Source organism: Pandoraea bronchicola (assembly GCF_902459805.1).
Classification (GTDB): Bacteria; Pseudomonadota; Gammaproteobacteria; order Burkholderiales; family Burkholderiaceae; genus Pandoraea; species Pandoraea bronchicola.
The window spans coordinates 392,075-407,548 of record NZ_CABPST010000003.1 but is presented as its reverse complement, the minus strand read 5'-3'; the positions used below and the strand labels follow the sequence as shown (position 1 = coordinate 407,548).

Annotated in this window: 12 protein-coding genes and 1 tRNA gene; 3 read left to right on the top strand and 10 right to left on the bottom strand. The window is 62.9% G+C overall.

Annotated features, from left to right (window positions below):
* The first annotated feature begins 52 nt into the window (after positions 1–52).
* On the top strand, positions 53–1,066 hold the full coding sequence (locus PBR20603_RS09450) for a tetratricopeptide repeat protein (protein ID WP_150559268.1): 1,014 nt from the start codon (positions 53–55) through the stop codon (positions 1,064–1,066).
* A 148-nt stretch (positions 1,067–1,214) separates the two neighbouring features.
* Here the strand turns inward: PBR20603_RS09450 and PBR20603_RS09445 are convergent, their stop codons facing one another.
* The gene (locus PBR20603_RS09445; RefSeq protein WP_150559267.1) at positions 1,215–2,270 is read right to left on the bottom strand and encodes an extracellular solute-binding protein; all 1,056 of its coding nucleotides are present in this window, start codon (positions 2,268–2,270) and stop codon (positions 1,215–1,217) included.
* A 498-nt stretch (positions 2,271–2,768) separates the two neighbouring features.
* Between PBR20603_RS09445 and PBR20603_RS09440 the strand changes: the two genes are divergently transcribed.
* Positions 2,769–3,815, top strand: coding sequence for a patatin-like phospholipase family protein (locus PBR20603_RS09440; RefSeq protein ID WP_425495798.1), 1,047 nt, complete (start codon positions 2,769–2,771; stop codon positions 3,813–3,815).
* A gap of 187 nt (positions 3,816–4,002) precedes the next feature.
* Here PBR20603_RS09440 and PBR20603_RS09435 read toward each other — a convergent pair whose 3' ends face one another.
* The 5 genes from PBR20603_RS09435 to PBR20603_RS09415 form a co-directional block, all read right to left on the bottom strand.
* Positions 4,003–4,698, bottom strand: coding sequence for a C40 family peptidase (locus PBR20603_RS09435; RefSeq protein ID WP_150559266.1), 696 nt, complete (start codon positions 4,696–4,698; stop codon positions 4,003–4,005).
* Between the two features lie 311 nt (positions 4,699–5,009).
* Positions 5,010–6,605: an ABC transporter ATP-binding protein gene (locus PBR20603_RS09430; protein WP_150559265.1), complete on the bottom strand. Its 1,596-nt coding sequence runs from the start codon at positions 6,603–6,605 to the stop codon at positions 5,010–5,012.
* Complete coding sequence (locus PBR20603_RS09425) at positions 6,602–7,756, bottom strand: ABC transporter permease (RefSeq protein WP_174977856.1); 1,155 nt, start codon at positions 7,754–7,756, stop codon at positions 6,602–6,604. The genes PBR20603_RS09430 and PBR20603_RS09425 overlap by 4 nt, the downstream gene beginning before the upstream one ends.
* The gene (locus PBR20603_RS09420; RefSeq protein WP_150559263.1) at positions 7,710–8,762 is read right to left on the bottom strand and encodes a microcin C ABC transporter permease YejB; all 1,053 of its coding nucleotides are present in this window, start codon (positions 8,760–8,762) and stop codon (positions 7,710–7,712) included. The genes PBR20603_RS09425 and PBR20603_RS09420 overlap by 47 nt, the downstream gene beginning before the upstream one ends.
* 44 nt (positions 8,763–8,806) lie before the next feature.
* Positions 8,807–10,666: an extracellular solute-binding protein gene (locus tag PBR20603_RS09415; protein WP_217425951.1), complete on the bottom strand. Its 1,860-nt coding sequence runs from the start codon at positions 10,664–10,666 to the stop codon at positions 8,807–8,809.
* Positions 10,667–11,100: 434 nt separating this feature from the next.
* Here PBR20603_RS09415 and PBR20603_RS09410 point away from each other — a divergent pair, with 434 nt between their 5' ends.
* Positions 11,101–11,991, top strand: coding sequence for an aspartyl/asparaginyl beta-hydroxylase domain-containing protein (locus PBR20603_RS09410; RefSeq protein WP_246174495.1), 891 nt, complete (start codon positions 11,101–11,103; stop codon positions 11,989–11,991).
* Between the two features lie 67 nt (positions 11,992–12,058).
* Here the strand turns inward: PBR20603_RS09410 and PBR20603_RS09405 are convergent, their stop codons facing one another.
* The 4 genes from PBR20603_RS09405 to PBR20603_RS09390 all read right to left on the bottom strand — a co-directional run bounded on the left by PBR20603_RS09405 (position 12,059) and on the right by PBR20603_RS09390 (position 15,456).
* Complete coding sequence (locus tag PBR20603_RS09405; protein ID WP_150559261.1) at positions 12,059–13,285, bottom strand: MFS transporter; 1,227 nt, start codon at positions 13,283–13,285, stop codon at positions 12,059–12,061.
* A gap of 136 nt (positions 13,286–13,421) precedes the next feature.
* On the bottom strand, positions 13,422–13,763 hold the full coding sequence (locus PBR20603_RS09400; RefSeq protein WP_150559260.1) for an FKBP-type peptidyl-prolyl cis-trans isomerase: 342 nt from the start codon (positions 13,761–13,763) through the stop codon (positions 13,422–13,424).
* A gap of 121 nt (positions 13,764–13,884) precedes the next feature.
* Positions 13,885–13,978: transfer RNA gene (locus tag PBR20603_RS09395), tRNA-Ser, on the bottom strand.
* 227 nt (positions 13,979–14,205) lie between these two features.
* Positions 14,206–15,456 (bottom strand): aspartate kinase, encoded by a 1,251-nt coding sequence (locus PBR20603_RS09390; protein WP_039368437.1) that lies wholly within the window; start codon positions 15,454–15,456, stop codon positions 14,206–14,208.
* Positions 15,457–15,474: the final 18 nt, after the last annotated feature.

Genomic DNA, 15,474 nt, shown 5'->3' with positions numbered 1-15,474 from the left:
GCTGGCCGCCGGCACGCCTTCCCCCAAAGCCGTTCCCGAAGGAGAAATTGCAATGTCCGAGCAAGACGAATTGATGGCGGAAGCCTTTGCCCACCTCGAAGCCGGTGATCCCGAATCGGCGCTGGAGATCGGCAAACGGCTCGAGTCGATGCAGTACTCGGGCGCCTATGAGGTGCAGGCAATGGCCTACGCCGACATGGACGAAACGGAACAGGCGGTGGCCGTGCTCGAAGCCGGCGTCGCGCATGCACCGGGCGTCTGGCTGCTCTGGCAACTGCTCGGCAACTACCGATCCGACCTTGGACGCTTCCCCGCGGCCATCGAGGCCTACGAGGCAGCAAGCAACTGCGCGCCGGATGAAGACCTCGTGATCGTCGACTTCAATCACGCGAACGCCCTTGCCCGCCACGGCGACATCGCATCAGCGCAGACGCGTCTCGACCGCGTGCTCGAGAGCCCGCACCTGGCGCAGGCCGGCCGCGCCTTCATCGAAAACGCCATTGCCCTGCGCATGCATCTGTTCAACGCGCAAGGTGAGCCGAAAGCCGCCATCGCCACCTACGAGTCGCTGCACAAGCACGAGCCCGAGCCCGACGACGAAGGCAGCAACGTCTCGATGGCCGATGTCGTCGCCGAGCTGTCGCTCGCCTACAAGCAGTCGGGCGAGAACGACAAGGCGCTCGCCTCCGCCCTGGAGGCTGTGCAGCTATACAAGTGGAGCGACGCCGCCTTGTGGGCGCTGCGTGCCGCACGCGACGCACAGTCGGATACGGCCCACGCGATGCATCTGATCGTGGAAGGCCAGTGGTACGAGCCGCTGGAAGACGAAGATCCAGATGGTCCGGCGCCCGAGTTCGTCACCACTTACGATGTCGTGGCCGACGATGAAGCAGAGGCGCTGCGCCTGATTGCGGAATGCGAACCGCCCCAGGTGCGCGAATCGCTACGCGTCGCCGAGACGCATCCGATCGATCATGAGGACGAGTCGCCCACGCCTTACAAGGGTGTCTACGCTACGGGCGACTATCACATGTATCAACCGGGCGAAGAGGACGAGGCCGACTAAGCAGATGGGTCGGGTAGACGGCGAACGATAACGCCGTCGGCCACAGTAAACGCCAAAAGGGCACCGGAGCTTTCCCGGTGCCCTTTTGGTTGATAACGTGATGAACGCCAACGACGACAGGGCGAGTCCCCTGCAGCCGCCAATCCCTTTATTTGTAGCCGGCGCGATCGAGAATGCGCTGTGCTTCCGGCAGGCGCTTCGCGATGGTGCCAATAGGCACATCTTCCGCCTTGAAATCGCCGAGCGCGGCAAGCGCCGGGTTATCCACCTTGGTCGTCGGCACGGCCGGCCACTCGTTGTTGCCGTTCGCGAAGTACTGTTGCGCTTCGTCGCTCGCCAGATATTCGAGGAACTTCACGGCATTGGCACGGTTCGGCGCGTGCTTGGCAATGCCTGCCCCCGCGACGTTCACATGGGTGCCCTTACCCGCCTGATCCGGCCAGATGAAGCCGACCTTGGACATCAGCGCCTTGTCTTCCGGCTTTTCCGAGCGCGCCATGCGCACGTAGTAGTAAGAGTTCGCCAACGCCACACCGCACTCCCCGGTCGCCACAGCCTTGATCTGGTCGGTGTCGCCACCACGCGGCGCGCGAGCGAAGTTCGTCACCATGCCCTCCGCCCATTTCTGCGTCGCCTGAGCCCCTTCGCGGGCAATCAATGCGCCAACCAGCGAGAGCATGTACGGATGCGACCCCGAACGCGTACAGACTTGCCCCTTGTGCGACGGCTCGGCGAGCGATGCATACGTCTGCACTGTCTTCGGATCGACCTTGTCCTTGTTGTAGACGATCACGCGAGCACGCGTCGAAAAGCCGTACCAGTCGGTGCCCGCCTTGGTGCTCGCGGCGTGCAGCTTCGCGGGAATGCGCGCGTCGAGCGTGGCCGACTTGGTCGGCTGGAACAGCCCCGCTTCGTCAGCTTTCGCAAGGCGTGCCGCGTCGACCATCAGGATGACGTCCGCCGGGCTCTTTGCCCCCTCGCTCCTCAGGCGCTCCAGCAATGCCGCATCGTCCGCTTCGATCCGATTGATCTTGATGCCGGTCTGCTTGGTGAATGTGCCGAAAAGCTGTTCGTCGGTCTGATAGTGACGCGCCGAGTACAGGTTCAGCACGCCATTGGTGTCCGCTTGCGCGCCGAATGCCGCCGCCATCGTGGTGCCAAGCACCGTCAGTCGCGCCAGTTTGCCGATCGTCTTCGCCTTCATGGGCCATTCCCCGCAGTCGTAGTTTCGTAGAGAGGAACAGCATAATGAAAAATGCTCATCAACGCAAACGATTCCCATTCGCATTTATTGCGATATTCACTATCGAGCGCGGGGATTGTGATGGGGTACGGGATTTGCGGCGACGGGGCCGCGAGAGGAGGCGCCGTTCGGCGAGATGACACGGCGGGTGCCGCTGGGCGTTACGGCACCTATCGATGGGCAGGCACTACGCGTGTTGCGGCTGATAAGACGGGCCACGACGTGAAAGGTTCCATAACAGGTGGCCGCACATTGATGACCCTCTCGAAAAGTGAACTGATTTGCGCCTGCACCGCTCCAATCGCCGTAAAATTGCGCGTCGACGCACGCCGGTAGCCGTCCATCCCTACGATCAACGGCACCGCGAGCGTCAGTCCTGCCTTGCCGGAGTTTCTCTTGTTGTCGTTGATTCGAATTCTGCGCCGCGCCGTCTCGCCGACCGCCGACGGTGCCCCCGCCATGTCGCCTTCCCCTCTGCCTGCCGTTACTTCGGTGCGTCGCCGGTCTGGCGTCTCGCCGCGCACGGCCCTGAGCGCCGTTGCCATGGCCGCCGTGCTGGCCGGGTGCGCCAGTGCGCCGCCGGTCGACTCGCAGGGTAATGCGCCCGCCACACCGACCAACCCCACATCGCCGGTCGCTCAGACGCCGACGGCACCTGTCACGCCGATTGCGCCGCCCAAGGTTGTACGGCCCCTGAAGATCGGTCTGGCGCTGGGGGGTGGCGCAGCTCGCGGCTTCGCCCATGTGGGTGTGATCAAGGCGCTGGAAGCACGCGGCATCCATGCTGACATCGTGGTCGGCACCAGCGCCGGCAGCGTCGTCGGCGCGATGTACGCCTCCGGCCTGAACGGATTCCAGCTCAATCGGTTGGCGTCGACGATGGACGAAGCATCGATCAGCGACTGGACGATGCCTTTCCGCTCACGCGGCATGCTGCGCGGCGAAGCGCTTCAGTCATACGTCAACAAGATTCTCAAGGATCGCCCGATCGAACAGATGCCGCGTCAGTTGGGGATCGTGGCTACCGATCTGCAGAGCGGCGCGCCGATCTTGTTCCGTCGCGGCAATACCGGTCAGGCGGTGCGGGCATCGAGCAGCGTGCCGGGTGTGTTCGAACCCGTGCACATAGGCACGCGCGACTATGTCGACGGCGGACTGGTCGCCCCGGTGCCGGCCGAATATGCTCGCCAGATGGGCGCCGACTTCGTGATCGCGGTCGACATCTCGGCCAATCCGACGGCACAGGCAACGCAGGGCCAGTTCGACATCCTGATGCAGACATTCACCATCATGGGACAGTCGATCAAGCAGTACGAGCTGGAGAAGAACGCGGACATCGTGATTCGCCCGTCATTGGCAAAGATGGCTGCCTCCGACTTCCAGGGCCGCAACCGCGCCATTCTGGCGGGTGAGGAAGCGGTGGCGAAGCTGTGGCCGGAGATCCAGCGCAAGCTGGCCGAAGCCCAGACGGACGCGACTCGCGGCATGCCTCAGGCAGCACGCTGAGGGCCGCCAGCCGCCGCCAGCCCCCCCCTCACCCTCCCCCGGGGGGCCTGTCACACGCAACGGCCCCAGGCGGGACATCAGACCCCGCCTGCGAGCCCCCCCCACCGGATGCACCAAAAAGAAATGCCGCCCAATGGGCGGCATTTTATTTGGCGTCGATGCTCGCCGACTTAGCGGACACCGGGGCTTACATCGGATGGTCGTTCTTGAAGAGCTGCTCGACGCGCGTGAGTTCAGCACTGGCCTTGAGCGTTTCGACACGGCGGGCGCCGTTGTAACGGGCCGACCAGTACGACTCGCGAAGGTCTTCCACGCGGATCTTGCCGCCCGTGGCCGGCGCATGCACGAACTTGTCACCGCCAATATAGATACCGACGTGCGAGAAGCTGCGGCGCATGGTGTTGAAGAACACCAGATCGCCCGGCTTCAGGTCGGTCTTGGCAATGCGCTCGCCCACCTGGCTCATTTCTTCCGAACGGCGCGGCAGCATGAAATTGAGCGTGTCCTGGAACACATAACGCACGAAGCCGCTGCAATCCAGCCCGCTGTCAGGCGTGTTGCCGCCGTACTTGTAGCGCACGCCGATATAGTTCAAAGCACCGAGTACGACGTCCGATGCCTTGTCGGTCACGTTCGAGAGCAGCTTCTGCGCACGTTGCACGCGCGACTCTTCGACAGCCGCTTGCGGGGCATCGGCGACGCTGGTCGCCGTATTCTGGGAAGCGTTGCTGGCCTGAATGGCAGCGGCGGCTGCGCGGGCAGCGGCGCTCGGGCCATTGTTGTAATCGTCAGCCTTCGCCGTCAACGAGGCGGTGACGAGGCCTGCGGCAGTGAACGCGAGAAGGAGAGTCTTGCGGGTGCGCGAAGGTGTCGTCGTCTGCATTGGTCGCCGGGTTGAGTGTGTCGGATGGCCGATGAGTAGCTCGTCAGGTGCAACAGGATGCTGCCGTGTCGAACGTCATCGAGTTACGCCCGGCTAGACCCACCACCGGACTTGTCGTCTGAACTGACCTGTTAACTCGTTGAATATTCAACTTTATTGGTACGCGATAGTAATGTGAACGTCACATGATGTCAAAAGGTAATAGAAAAAAACAATCAGCACAATCAGAAAATTTTCATTAACAATCAAGACTTTGTGATTTAGCCGACGTTCCGCGACGTTATGTGACGTTTCACTGTCATGTCATGGGCCTATAACATGGCCGCCGCAACCAGTTCCCGGGTGTAATCGTTTTGCGGCTCAAAAAATACCGATTCCGTATCTCCCTGCTCCACCAGATGCCCGTCCTTGAACACCAGCACACGGTGTGCCATCGCCCGCATGACCGCAAGATCGTGACTGATGAAGAGGTAGCTCAGGTTGTATTTGATCTGCAACTGCGCGAGCAGATGGAGCACCTGCTGCTGGATCGAGACGTCGAGCGCACTGGTCGGTTCGTCGAGCACGAGAATTTGCGGATCGACGACGAGCGCACGCGCAATCGCAATGCGTTGCCGTTGACCGCCCGAAAACTCATGCGGATAGCGCGACATGGCGCGCGCATCGATCCCCACTTCGCGCAACACGCCTGCTACGCGCGCGCGCCGCTCCTGCGCCGTCTGCTGCGGACGATGCAGCGCAAGGCCCTCGCCGACAATCTCCTCGACGGTCATACGTGGCGACAGCGAGCCGAACGGGTCCTGGAACACGATCTGCATGCGTGAGCGCAACGTGCGCTGCGCGGCGCCGCGATAGGCCGAGAGCGGTTCGCCCTGAAACTCGATCTGCCCGGCGCTCGTGCGCTGAAGCCCGAGCAACGCCATCGCGAGTGTCGACTTGCCGGAACCTGACTCGCCCACCACGCCGAGCGTCTCGCCCTGACGCAACGCCAGATCGACCGGATGCACCGCCCGGAACCGACCGCGCCGGAACCAGCCGCGCACGCCGGGCTGCGCCGTCGAATAGTCCACCGCGACGCCACGCGCCTCAAGCAGCACTGGCGCAATCGGCAACACCGGATGGATCTCGCGCTGCGGACGACTCTCGATGAGCTTCCTTGTGTACGGGTGCTGCGGATTCGCAAAGAGCGTTTCGGTATCGGCGCACTCCACGAGCACGCCCTTCTCCATGACCGCGACGCGTTGCGCGAACCGCCGCACCAGATTCAGATCGTGCGTGATGAGCAGCACCGCCATGCCGCGCTTCTCGGCGGCGTCGCGCTGCAACTCGAGCAGCAGCTCGATGATCTGTGCACGAATCGTGACATCGAGCGCCGTGGTCGGCTCGTCCGCCAGCAGCAACTTGGGATGGCAAGCGAGCGCCATGGCGATCATGGCGCGCTGGCGTTGCCCGCCCGACAATTCATGCGGGAAGTGCGACACGCGGCGCTCCGGTTCGGGAATGCCGGTGCGGCGCAGCAGTTCCACCGCGCGTGCCTTGGCGTCTCTCGACGAAAGCCCCTCGTGCAGCTCGAGCGCCTCGGCAATCTGCTCACCAATCGGATACAGCGGATTGAGCGCGGTCATCGGCTCTTGAAAGATCATCGCGACGTCGTTACCGCGCACCCCGCGCATGGCGCGCTCGCTCAGGGACGCCAGATCCACACCATCGAGCACGATGCGCCCTTGCGTCTGCGCATCCTGCAACAGGCGCAGAATCGCCAGCGCCGTCACGCTCTTGCCCGAGCCCGACTCACCGACCAGCGCGACACGCTCGCCACGCCCGATGGCGAGGCTGATGTCCTTCACGGCATCGGTGTCGCCGAAGCGCACCGACAGGTTTTCGATACTGAGAAGCGGCGCGCTCACATCGCCCCCCCGGCCGCAGCCTGCTTGTCCGCGACACGCGTGTCGAGCGCATTGCGCAAGGCGTCTCCCATGAACGTGAGCAACAAAAGCGTCAGCACCAGCACAACGAAGGTCGCGAGCGAAATCCACCACGCGTCGAGATTTGCCTTGCCTTGATTGAGCAACTCGCCAAGGCTCGGCGTGGGCGGCGGCACGCCGAGCCCGAGGAAGTCGAGACTCGTGAGCGCGAGAATCGCCCCGCTCATGCGAAACGGCAGGAACGTGATGACGGGCGTCATGCTGTTGGGCAACACGTGACGCCGGATGATCTGCCAGTTCGACAGGCCCATCGCCCGTGCCGCGCGAACGTAATCGAGCTGACGATTGCGCAGAAACTCCGCACGCACATAGTCCGACAATCCGATCCAGCCGAACAGCGAGAGCAGCACGAAGAGCAGCCACAGATGCGGCTCGAAGATCGACGCAAAGATGATGAGCAGATACAGCTCGGGCAGCGATCCCCAGATTTCGATCAGGCGCTGCAACGTCAGGTCGATACGTCCGCCGTAGAAGCCCTGCACGGCACCTGCCAGCACGCCCAGCAATGTGCCCGAGACGGTCAGCGCCAGCGCGAAAATCACCGACAGCCGGAACCCGTAAAGCAGGCGCGAGAAGACATCGCGCCCGCGGTCGTCCGTGCCCAGCCAGTTCTCCGACGACGGCGGTGCCGGATTGGGCACCTTCGCAAAATAGTTGATGGTGTCGTAGCTGTAGCGCACCGGCGGATAGATCGCGAAGTTGTCGCCCGCGCGGATGCGGTCTTCGATGAACGGATCAAGGTAATCGGTCGGCGTCGGGAAGTCGCCCCCAAAGGTCGACTCGGGATACGTCTTCACGAGCGGGAAGTACCAGTGCCCCTCGTAGCGAACGACCCACGGTTTGTCATTGGCAATCACTTCGGCGAACAGGCTGACGCCGAACAGCACGACGAATGCGATGAGGCTCCAGTAGCCCATTCGATGGCTGCGAAAGCGCCGCCACACGCGCCACCGAGGGGAAGGCGATAGCGCGGGCGACGAGGCGAACGACGACGGGCGTGGCGATGGCGTGGCGGATCGGGTCACGTCAGTGCTCCAGTCGATCGAATTGAATGCGCGGGTCGACCAGCACATAGCACAGGTCGGAGATGAGCTTGGTCAGCAGGCCAATGAGCGTGAACAGATAGAGCGAGCCGAGCACGACCGGATAGTCGCGGCGCTGCACCGATTCGTACGACAGGCGGCCAAGGCCGTCGAGCGAGAACAGTGTCTCGATCAGCAGGCTTCCGGCAAAAAACGCGCCGATGAAGGCCGCTGGAAAGCCGGTAATCAGCGGGATCAATGCATTGCGGAAGACATGCTTGAAGAGGACCTTGCGCTCCGACAGCCCTTTGGCACGCGCGGTCAGCACATACTGCCGGCGAATTTCGTCGAGGAAGGCGTTCTTCGTCAGCATGGTGATCACCGCGAAACTGCCGACGACCGACGCCGTCACCGGCAGCGTGATGTGCCACAGATAATCGGTGATCTTTGCCGGCCACGACAACTCGCTCCAGTTATCGGAGACGAGTTCGCGCAACGGGAACAACTGCCAGAACGTGCCGCCGCCGAAGAGCACAAGCAACAACACGCCGAGCACGAAGCCGGGAATGGCATAGCCGACGAGCACGACCAGACTCGTGAGCGTGTCGAATCGGGACCCGTTGCGCACCGCCTTGGCGATACCCAGTGGCACCGATATCAGATAGGTGAGAAAAAACGTCCACAGCCCGAGAGAAATCGACACCGGCAACTTCGAAACGATCAGCGACCACACGCTCTGGTGCCGGAAGTAACTCTCGCCAAGGTCGAATTTCGCGAAGCGTTTGAGCATCAGCCAGTAGCGCTCTGCCGGTGTCTTGTCGAAGCCGTAGAGCGCCTTGATCTGCGCGAGTTGCTGCGCATCGATGCCGCGCCGCCCGCGATAGTCGCTCCCGCCTCCCCCGCCGCTCGCCTCACCGCCACTGCGGCCTTTGAGTTCGAGCATCACCTGCTCGACGGGGCCACCGGGCACGAACTGGATGACGACGAAAGTGAGCGTGATCACGCCGAGCAACGTCGGAATCATGATCAGCAGTCGTTTGAGTATGTAGGACCACATGGTTGGGGGACAGCTCCTGTCGGTACCTGACGCTCAGGAAGAATCTATCGGGACGCGGCAGACGCAGAGGATGCCGCAGACGCAGGCGCGTCAGGCGTTGCCGCCTTGCCCTGTGCCACACGGGAATCCCACCACGTCGACACGAGCCAGCCTTCCGCGGTGTAGTACTGCGGCAATTGGTCCGGGAAGTGCAGATAGTGCTTGTATGCCATGCGATGCGTCGACGAAAACCAGTGCGGCACGATGTAGTAGCCGTGCATCAGCACCCGGTCGAGCGCACGCGCGGCGGCCACGAGATCCTCATAGGTATGCGCACGCACGAGAGAAGCCATGAGCGCGTCGACGGCCGGGTCCTTCAGGCCGATGACGTTGTCCGAGCCTTCCACGTTGGCCGACTGACTGCCGAAGCGGTCGATCAATTCCGTGCCCGGGATCTGAGCATCGGGATAGCGCAGCGAAATCATGTCGAAGTCGAACGTCTCGATACGTTTCTGATACAGGGCGAAGTCGCTCGTGCGGAAGTTCAGCGTGATACCGAGCTTTGCGAGGTTGCGCGCGTAAGCCGAGGCGACCGGCCCCATCGAGCCGCCATCGTCGAGGAATTCGAACACGAACGGCTCCCCCTTCGCGTTACGCAACGCGCCATCGCGATAGGTCCAGCCTGCCTGCGCCAGCAGCGCGCGCGCCTCGCGCAGGTTCTCGCGCAGACTCGCGGGCGGGGTCGTCGTCGGCTGCACGACCATCGGCCCGAACACGGCCGGATCGAGCTTCTTGCGCAACGGCTCGAGCAGCTTCAACTCCGCCTCGCTCGGCATGTCACGTGCCTCGAGGTCGCTGTTGGTGAAGTAGCTGTAGATGCGCTGGTACTGGTTATAGAACAGTTGCCGATTGAGCCACTGGTAGTCGAGCGCCAGATCCAGAGCACGGCGCACCCGCACATCGCGGAACATGTCGCGCCGTGTATTCAGAATGAAGCCCTGCATGCCTGCTGCGTTGTGGTGCGCGAATTCGCGCTTGATCAGATCGCCGTCGCGAAAGCGCTTGCCCACGTAACTGCGCACCCAGCTTCGCGCGCGATACTCGGTGATCGCGTCGAACTCGCCCGCCTTGAAGCCTTCGAGCCGCACGATGTCGTCGGAGTACAGCTTGTAGACGATGCGCTCGAAGTTATACGTCCCGCGCCGCACCGGCAGATCGCGCCCCCAGTATTTCGGATCGCGCCGGAAGGTAATACGCCGGCCGCCGTCGTACGACTCGATCAGGTACGGACCGCTGGCCACGGGTGTCTCGAACGTCAGCGCATCGAACGCCTTGCGCTTGCCGTCTGCGCCTGCCCCCCACTTGGGCGAGAACACCGGCACCGTGGCCACGAGCAGCGGCAAGTCTGGGCTCACGCGACGAAAATCGAAGCGCACACGACGGTTGTCGAGCACGGTCACGCCCTTCACGTCGGCGAGCATTACCTTGAAGCCGGGTGCTGCCTGCGGACTCATCAACGTGTCGAACGAATACTTGACGTCCTGCGCCGTCACCGGATCGCCGTTGTTGAAGCGTGCCGCCGGATTGAGGTGGAATGTCACCGAGGCGCCATCGGCAGCCACAGCGATGTCGTCGGCGAGCAGGCCGTAGACGGTCGCCGGCTCGTCGGCACTGCCAATGCCCAGCGTCTCGAACATGAGACCGAGCACCCCCGGCGGCGACGTGCCGCGCAGCGTGAACGGATTGAACTTGTCGAAGCTGGTACGACGGTCCGGGTTCGCCAGCGTCAGCGTGCCGCCGCGGGGCGCATTGGGATTGACGTAGTCGAAGTGCGTAAACCCCTGCGGGTATTTCGGCTCACCGTATTGCGCGATGGCGTACTTGGCATGCGCCGGCGGCACCAGCCACAGGCCAGCCGCGAGCATGGGTACGACCGTCAGCCCCCGGAACAGAGACCGGCGAAATTCACCCGCACGGCCGGCACGCGCCAACGAATCAGCGAACGATGACGCAGTGGAACCAGCGCGCGACATCAGGGATGCCAGAGAAGACACGAAGCCACGGAGCGAGCCCCGGGTTGTGTATGGATGCCGTGTTGTGCGCGCTTTCATGCGTCTCCTGTATTGGTCGGCGCGAGCGCCAGCCCTGCCTGGGCCAGACGCATCCGGCCCCCTCCCCCTTCGCTGTGCCGCGACATCTGGTAACGTCTCGTAACCGCACCGTCACGCACGTTTCCCGCATGAGGCTTGGCGGCATGCCCGGACCGCGCGACAATTGTACCCAAAAGCCCGGCGTTCACCGCACTGAAAGACACATGCCCGCCGGCCCGGTTCCCTCATTTCCGCCCTGGAGGCCGACGTTGAGTGCTACACGATCGCCCGTGCAGAACCCCAACCGTACTCTTCCCCGCTGGCTTGCCAAATTTTTCTTTCAGTGTGTCGAAGCCGCGCAACGTCGCATTGCTCGCGGCTCGCTGGTCGGCGACAAGCCCATCTTCGATAACGCCCTGTTCCCCTGGGTCGAAGCGATCGAAGCGCAAGCACCGGCCATTGCCAAGGAACTCGAAGCCGTTCTCGCCAACCCCGGACGTCTTCCCGCGTTTCACGAGATCTCGCCCGACGTCGCCACCATCACGCAGGATCATCAGTGGCAGACCTTCGTCTTTCTCGGCTACGGCATGCGCGCCGAGCGCAATCTCGCGCGCTGTCCGGCAACGGCCGCAGCCCTTGAAGGCATTCCGGGGCTGCGCACAGCGTTCTTCTCCATCCTCTCGCCCGGCAAGCAGATCCCGATGCATCGCGGACCTTACAACGGCGTGCTGCGTCTGCACCTCGCATTGAAGGTGCCGCGCCAGCGCGAGCATTGCTGGATCGAAGTCAACGGCCAGCGATACGTCTGGCAGGCGAATCGCGCCGTGATCTTCGACGACGCGTATCCGCATCAGGTGCATAACGATACCGACGAGACCCGTGTAGTGTTGTTCGTCGACTTCGAGCGTCCGTGCAAGGCGCCCGTGTCGTGGCTTAACAAGTTGCTGCTCGCCTTCGCTCCGCTCACCCCGGAGTTGCAGCAGGCCAAGGCCAATCACGAGAAGTGGGAGCGCGACTACTACGCCGCGCCGCAAGCGTCGACGCAGCACCCCAATGACACGCCCGCGGCCAACGCGCCTGAGGCCAGCACGGCGGCCCACGCCAGGCACGCAGACCCGCATCGCGGGGAAGCCGTGACCGACGAACGCGCGCACGGCTAAGGCTTCACGCGTAAAAAAACGCCAGCGAAACTCCGCTGGCGTTTTTCATTTCAGACCCGGCTGAAGACTACCGGCCCGGCTGTGCGAGGACATCCTGCGCAGGCGGCGGCACGAAGTTCGCCGCAAGCACCGCGACGAGCGCCGCGGCGATCATGGCGCCGATGCCGAGCGCCGCATCCCCGAAGTGCAGATACGCCACCTTCATCGCCTCGATCACAGCGACCGCGACAACGATGGTGATCATGCTGAGCATGCCCGCCACCGTCGCGCGATTGGGGCTGTCGACGGCGAACAACGATTGGCGATACACAACGCCATAGCACATGCCCATGCCGAACGCGTGCAGCGACGTGCCGGCGAGCAACGCCGGATAGCCCGGGGCAAGAATCGCGGTACCGGCCAGCGACACTGCCGCACCGATCAACATGGCGGCCACGCCCGTCGCCAGCAACCGGCCATTGGACCAGCGGCCGACCTGACGCGCGAGCAGCACGTTGCCAAGAATCAACGCGGCGAACACCGGCACTTGCAGCACCGCGTACTGCATCTGCGACAAACCCGCGCGCTCGATCAGGAACACCGGGCCGAGTGCGATCCAGGTGAGGAGCGGCGTGATGGCGAGCCCCGTCAGCAGAGCACCGCGCCAGAAGCGCGCGCTCGACAGCGGCAGCTTGTAGCCCGCCCAGAGTTGCTTCGCGTTCAGTGCCGTCCGATCATGGCGCGACAGTTCGGGCATGGTGCGATACAGCCCGATGAACGAGACCACGGCCACGATGGCGATCAGCCAGAAGATGCTTCGCCAAGGCCAATACGACACCACCGCCGCCCCCGCCAGCGGCCCGAACAACGGCGAGAGCAGCGAGACGTTCGCCATGAGCGCCATGACGCGTACCGCCGTCTTTTCTTCGAACGCTTCATGCACGGTCGGGTACCCCACCGTCAGCACAAAACAGCAGCCCATGCCCTGCAGGAAGCGCAGCAGAATGAATTGCGGCATCGTCTGCACGTAGTGCATCGCCAGACAGGCCACCACGAACATCGCGAGACCGGAGAGCAGCACCCGACGGCGTCCGAAACGATCGGCCAGCGGTCCGAGCAGCCATTGCAGACTGGCGTTGCCGAGCATGGCGGCAGTGAGCGCCAGCGTGGTCATGTCCGCCGACGCGCCGAACTCACGCGTCACCAGCGGCATGCCGGGCATGATCATGTCGTTCGAGATGTAGACGGCAAACTCGAAGAGCACGAGCGAGAAGGGAAACCAGAATCTGGAAACCGATGTGGCTGAGTGAGACACCTCGTAAAGGCTCCTTTGTGCGGCCAGCGATCGTGATAACGGATGGCCCACGGAAAAGACAACACCCCCGGTGCCTGCGAGGCACCGGGGGTGTCTGTGGTATCGACGATGCCGTTTCGTTACGGCATTCGATCGTTCAGACGTCCAACAGTTCGACCTCGAAGACCAGCGTCGCGTTGGGCGGAATCACGCCGCCGGCGCCGCGTACGCCGTAACCCAGCTCGGCCGGAATAATCAGCTTGCGCTTGCCGCCGACCTTCATGCCGGCAACGCCTTCATCCCAACCCCGAATGACCATGCCGCCGCCGAGCACGAAGGCGAACGGATCGTTGCGGTCTTTGCTGGAATCGAATTTCTTGCCGTCGGTCAGCCAACCCGTGTAGTGAACGGTGACGGTCTTGCCCGGGGTGGCTTCGGCGCCATCGCCCACTTGCAGATCGTCGTATTGCAGGCCGGAATCGGTAGTGATGGTCGACATGATTGTCCTCGCTCGAAGCAGAGATGGTCTCGACGCGCGAGGTATCGCCAACGCGCGAACTCGTGAAAGAAAAAACCCCCGGCTCTCCGCGAAGAGCCGGGGGTGTTCCGCCAAGGCGACTTGGCGGAGACGGAGGGATTCGAACCCTCGATCCAGGTTTTGGCCCAGATGCTCCCTTAGCAGGGGAGTGCCTTCGACCTCTCGGCCACGTCTCCCAAACTTGTCGTCACATCAGGGAGGTGATGTAACGAAGGCGTGATATTACCTACTGTTCTCGATGCCGTCAAACATTATGCGCATCACAATCCAACTTTTTTTGCGCAGGTGTCATGCCCTCGACACGTTCGGGGAATTTTCCCCGCATCGCAGCGCGAAATTCGCGCTGCGCGCCGCATGCACTACGCATGCATACGACGCGTCGTTTTACACGGCCAATGGCGCCTTACGCCTGGTCGAGTTCAAACGCCTTATGCAGCGCACGCACGGCCAGCTCCATGTACTTCTCGTCGATCAGCACGGAGATCTTGATCTCCGAGGTCGAGATGAGCTGAATGTTGATGCCCTCTTCCGACAGCGTGCGGAAGGCCTTGCTGGCGATACCGACGTGCGAGCGCATGCCCACGCCGACGATCGACACCTTCGAGACCTTCGGGTCGCCCACGACTTCGGCCGCGCCGATGTGACCTTGCACATCGCTTTGCAGCAGCGTCATGGCGCGCTGGTAGTCGCCGCGCGGCACGGTGAACGTGAAGTCGGTCTTACCTTCGACGCTCAGGTTCTGGATGATCATGTCGACATCGATGTTCGCGTCGGCGATCGGGCCGAGGATCTGATAAGCGATGCCCGGACGATCCGGCACGCCGCGCACGGTGATCTTGGCCTCGTCGCGCTGGAATGCGATACCCGAAATGATGGCCTTTTCCATTTGTTCGTCTTCCTCAAAAGTAATCAGCGTGCCCGAGCGCGCTTCTTCGTCGAGCGCAATCATCGGATCGGTCAGGCTCGAGAGCACACGTGTCTTGACCTGGTACTTGCCGGCGAACTCCACCGAACGGATCTGCAACACCTTCGAGCCGAGGCTGGCCATTTCCAGCATCTCTTCGAAAGTGACCTTGTCGAGGCGGCGCGCTTCGTCGACCACGCGCGGGTCGGTTGTGTACACACCGTCGACGTCGGTATAGATGAGGCACTCATCGGCCTTGAGCGCGGCAGCCACCGCCACCGCCGACGTGTCCGAGCCTCCACGACCCAGCGTCGTCACGTTGCCGTTCGGATCGATCCCCTGAAAGCCGGTGATGACGACCACACGCCCAGCATTGAGATCGGCCATCACGCGCGTATCGTCGATTTCCGAAATACGCGCTTTGGTGAAAGCGCTATCGGTCTTGATCGGTACTTGCCAGCCGGCGTAGCTCACGGCATCGACGCCCGCTTCCTTGAGCGCCATCGCCAGCAGGCCGACGCTCACTTGCTCGCCCGTGGCGGCAATGGCGTCGAGTTCGCGCGGATCAGGGTGGGCCGAAATCTCTTTGGCCAGCCCCAGCAGACGATTGGTCTCGCCGGACATCGCCGACGGCACCACCACCATCTTGTGACCGGCCTTATGCCACTTGGCCACGCGCTTGGCGACATTCTTGATGCGCTCCACCGAGCCCATCGACGTGCCGCCGTATTTGTGTACGATCAGAGCCATAACATTGCTAACACATTG

Excerpts from the sequence above, each read along its gene's own strand:
- PBR20603_RS09450 (WP_150559268.1), top strand. The coding sequence starts at position 53 with ATGTCCGAGCAAGACGAATTGATGGCGGAAGCCTTTGCCCACCTCGAA.
- PBR20603_RS09445 (WP_150559267.1), bottom strand. The coding sequence starts at position 2,270 with ATGAAGGCGAAGACGATCGGCAAACTGGCGCGACTGACGGTGCTTGGC.
- PBR20603_RS09440 (WP_425495798.1), top strand. The coding sequence starts at position 2,769 with ATGTCGCCTTCCCCTCTGCCTGCCGTTACTTCGGTGCGTCGCCGGTCT.
- PBR20603_RS09435 (WP_150559266.1), bottom strand. The coding sequence starts at position 4,698 with ATGCAGACGACGACACCTTCGCGCACCCGCAAGACTCTCCTTCTCGCG.
- PBR20603_RS09425 (WP_174977856.1), bottom strand. The coding sequence starts at position 7,756 with ATGTGCTGGTCGACCCGCGCATTCAATTCGATCGACTGGAGCACTGAC.
- PBR20603_RS09420 (WP_150559263.1), bottom strand. The coding sequence starts at position 8,762 with ATGTGGTCCTACATACTCAAACGACTGCTGATCATGATTCCGACGTTG.
- PBR20603_RS09415 (WP_217425951.1), bottom strand. The coding sequence starts at position 10,666 with ATGCTCGCGGCTGGCCTGTGGCTGGTGCCGCCGGCGCATGCCAAGTAC.
- PBR20603_RS09400 (WP_150559260.1), bottom strand. The coding sequence starts at position 13,763 with ATGTCGACCATCACTACCGATTCCGGCCTGCAATACGACGATCTGCAA.
- PBR20603_RS09390 (WP_039368437.1), bottom strand. The coding sequence starts at position 15,456 with ATGGCTCTGATCGTACACAAATACGGCGGCACGTCGATGGGCTCGGTG.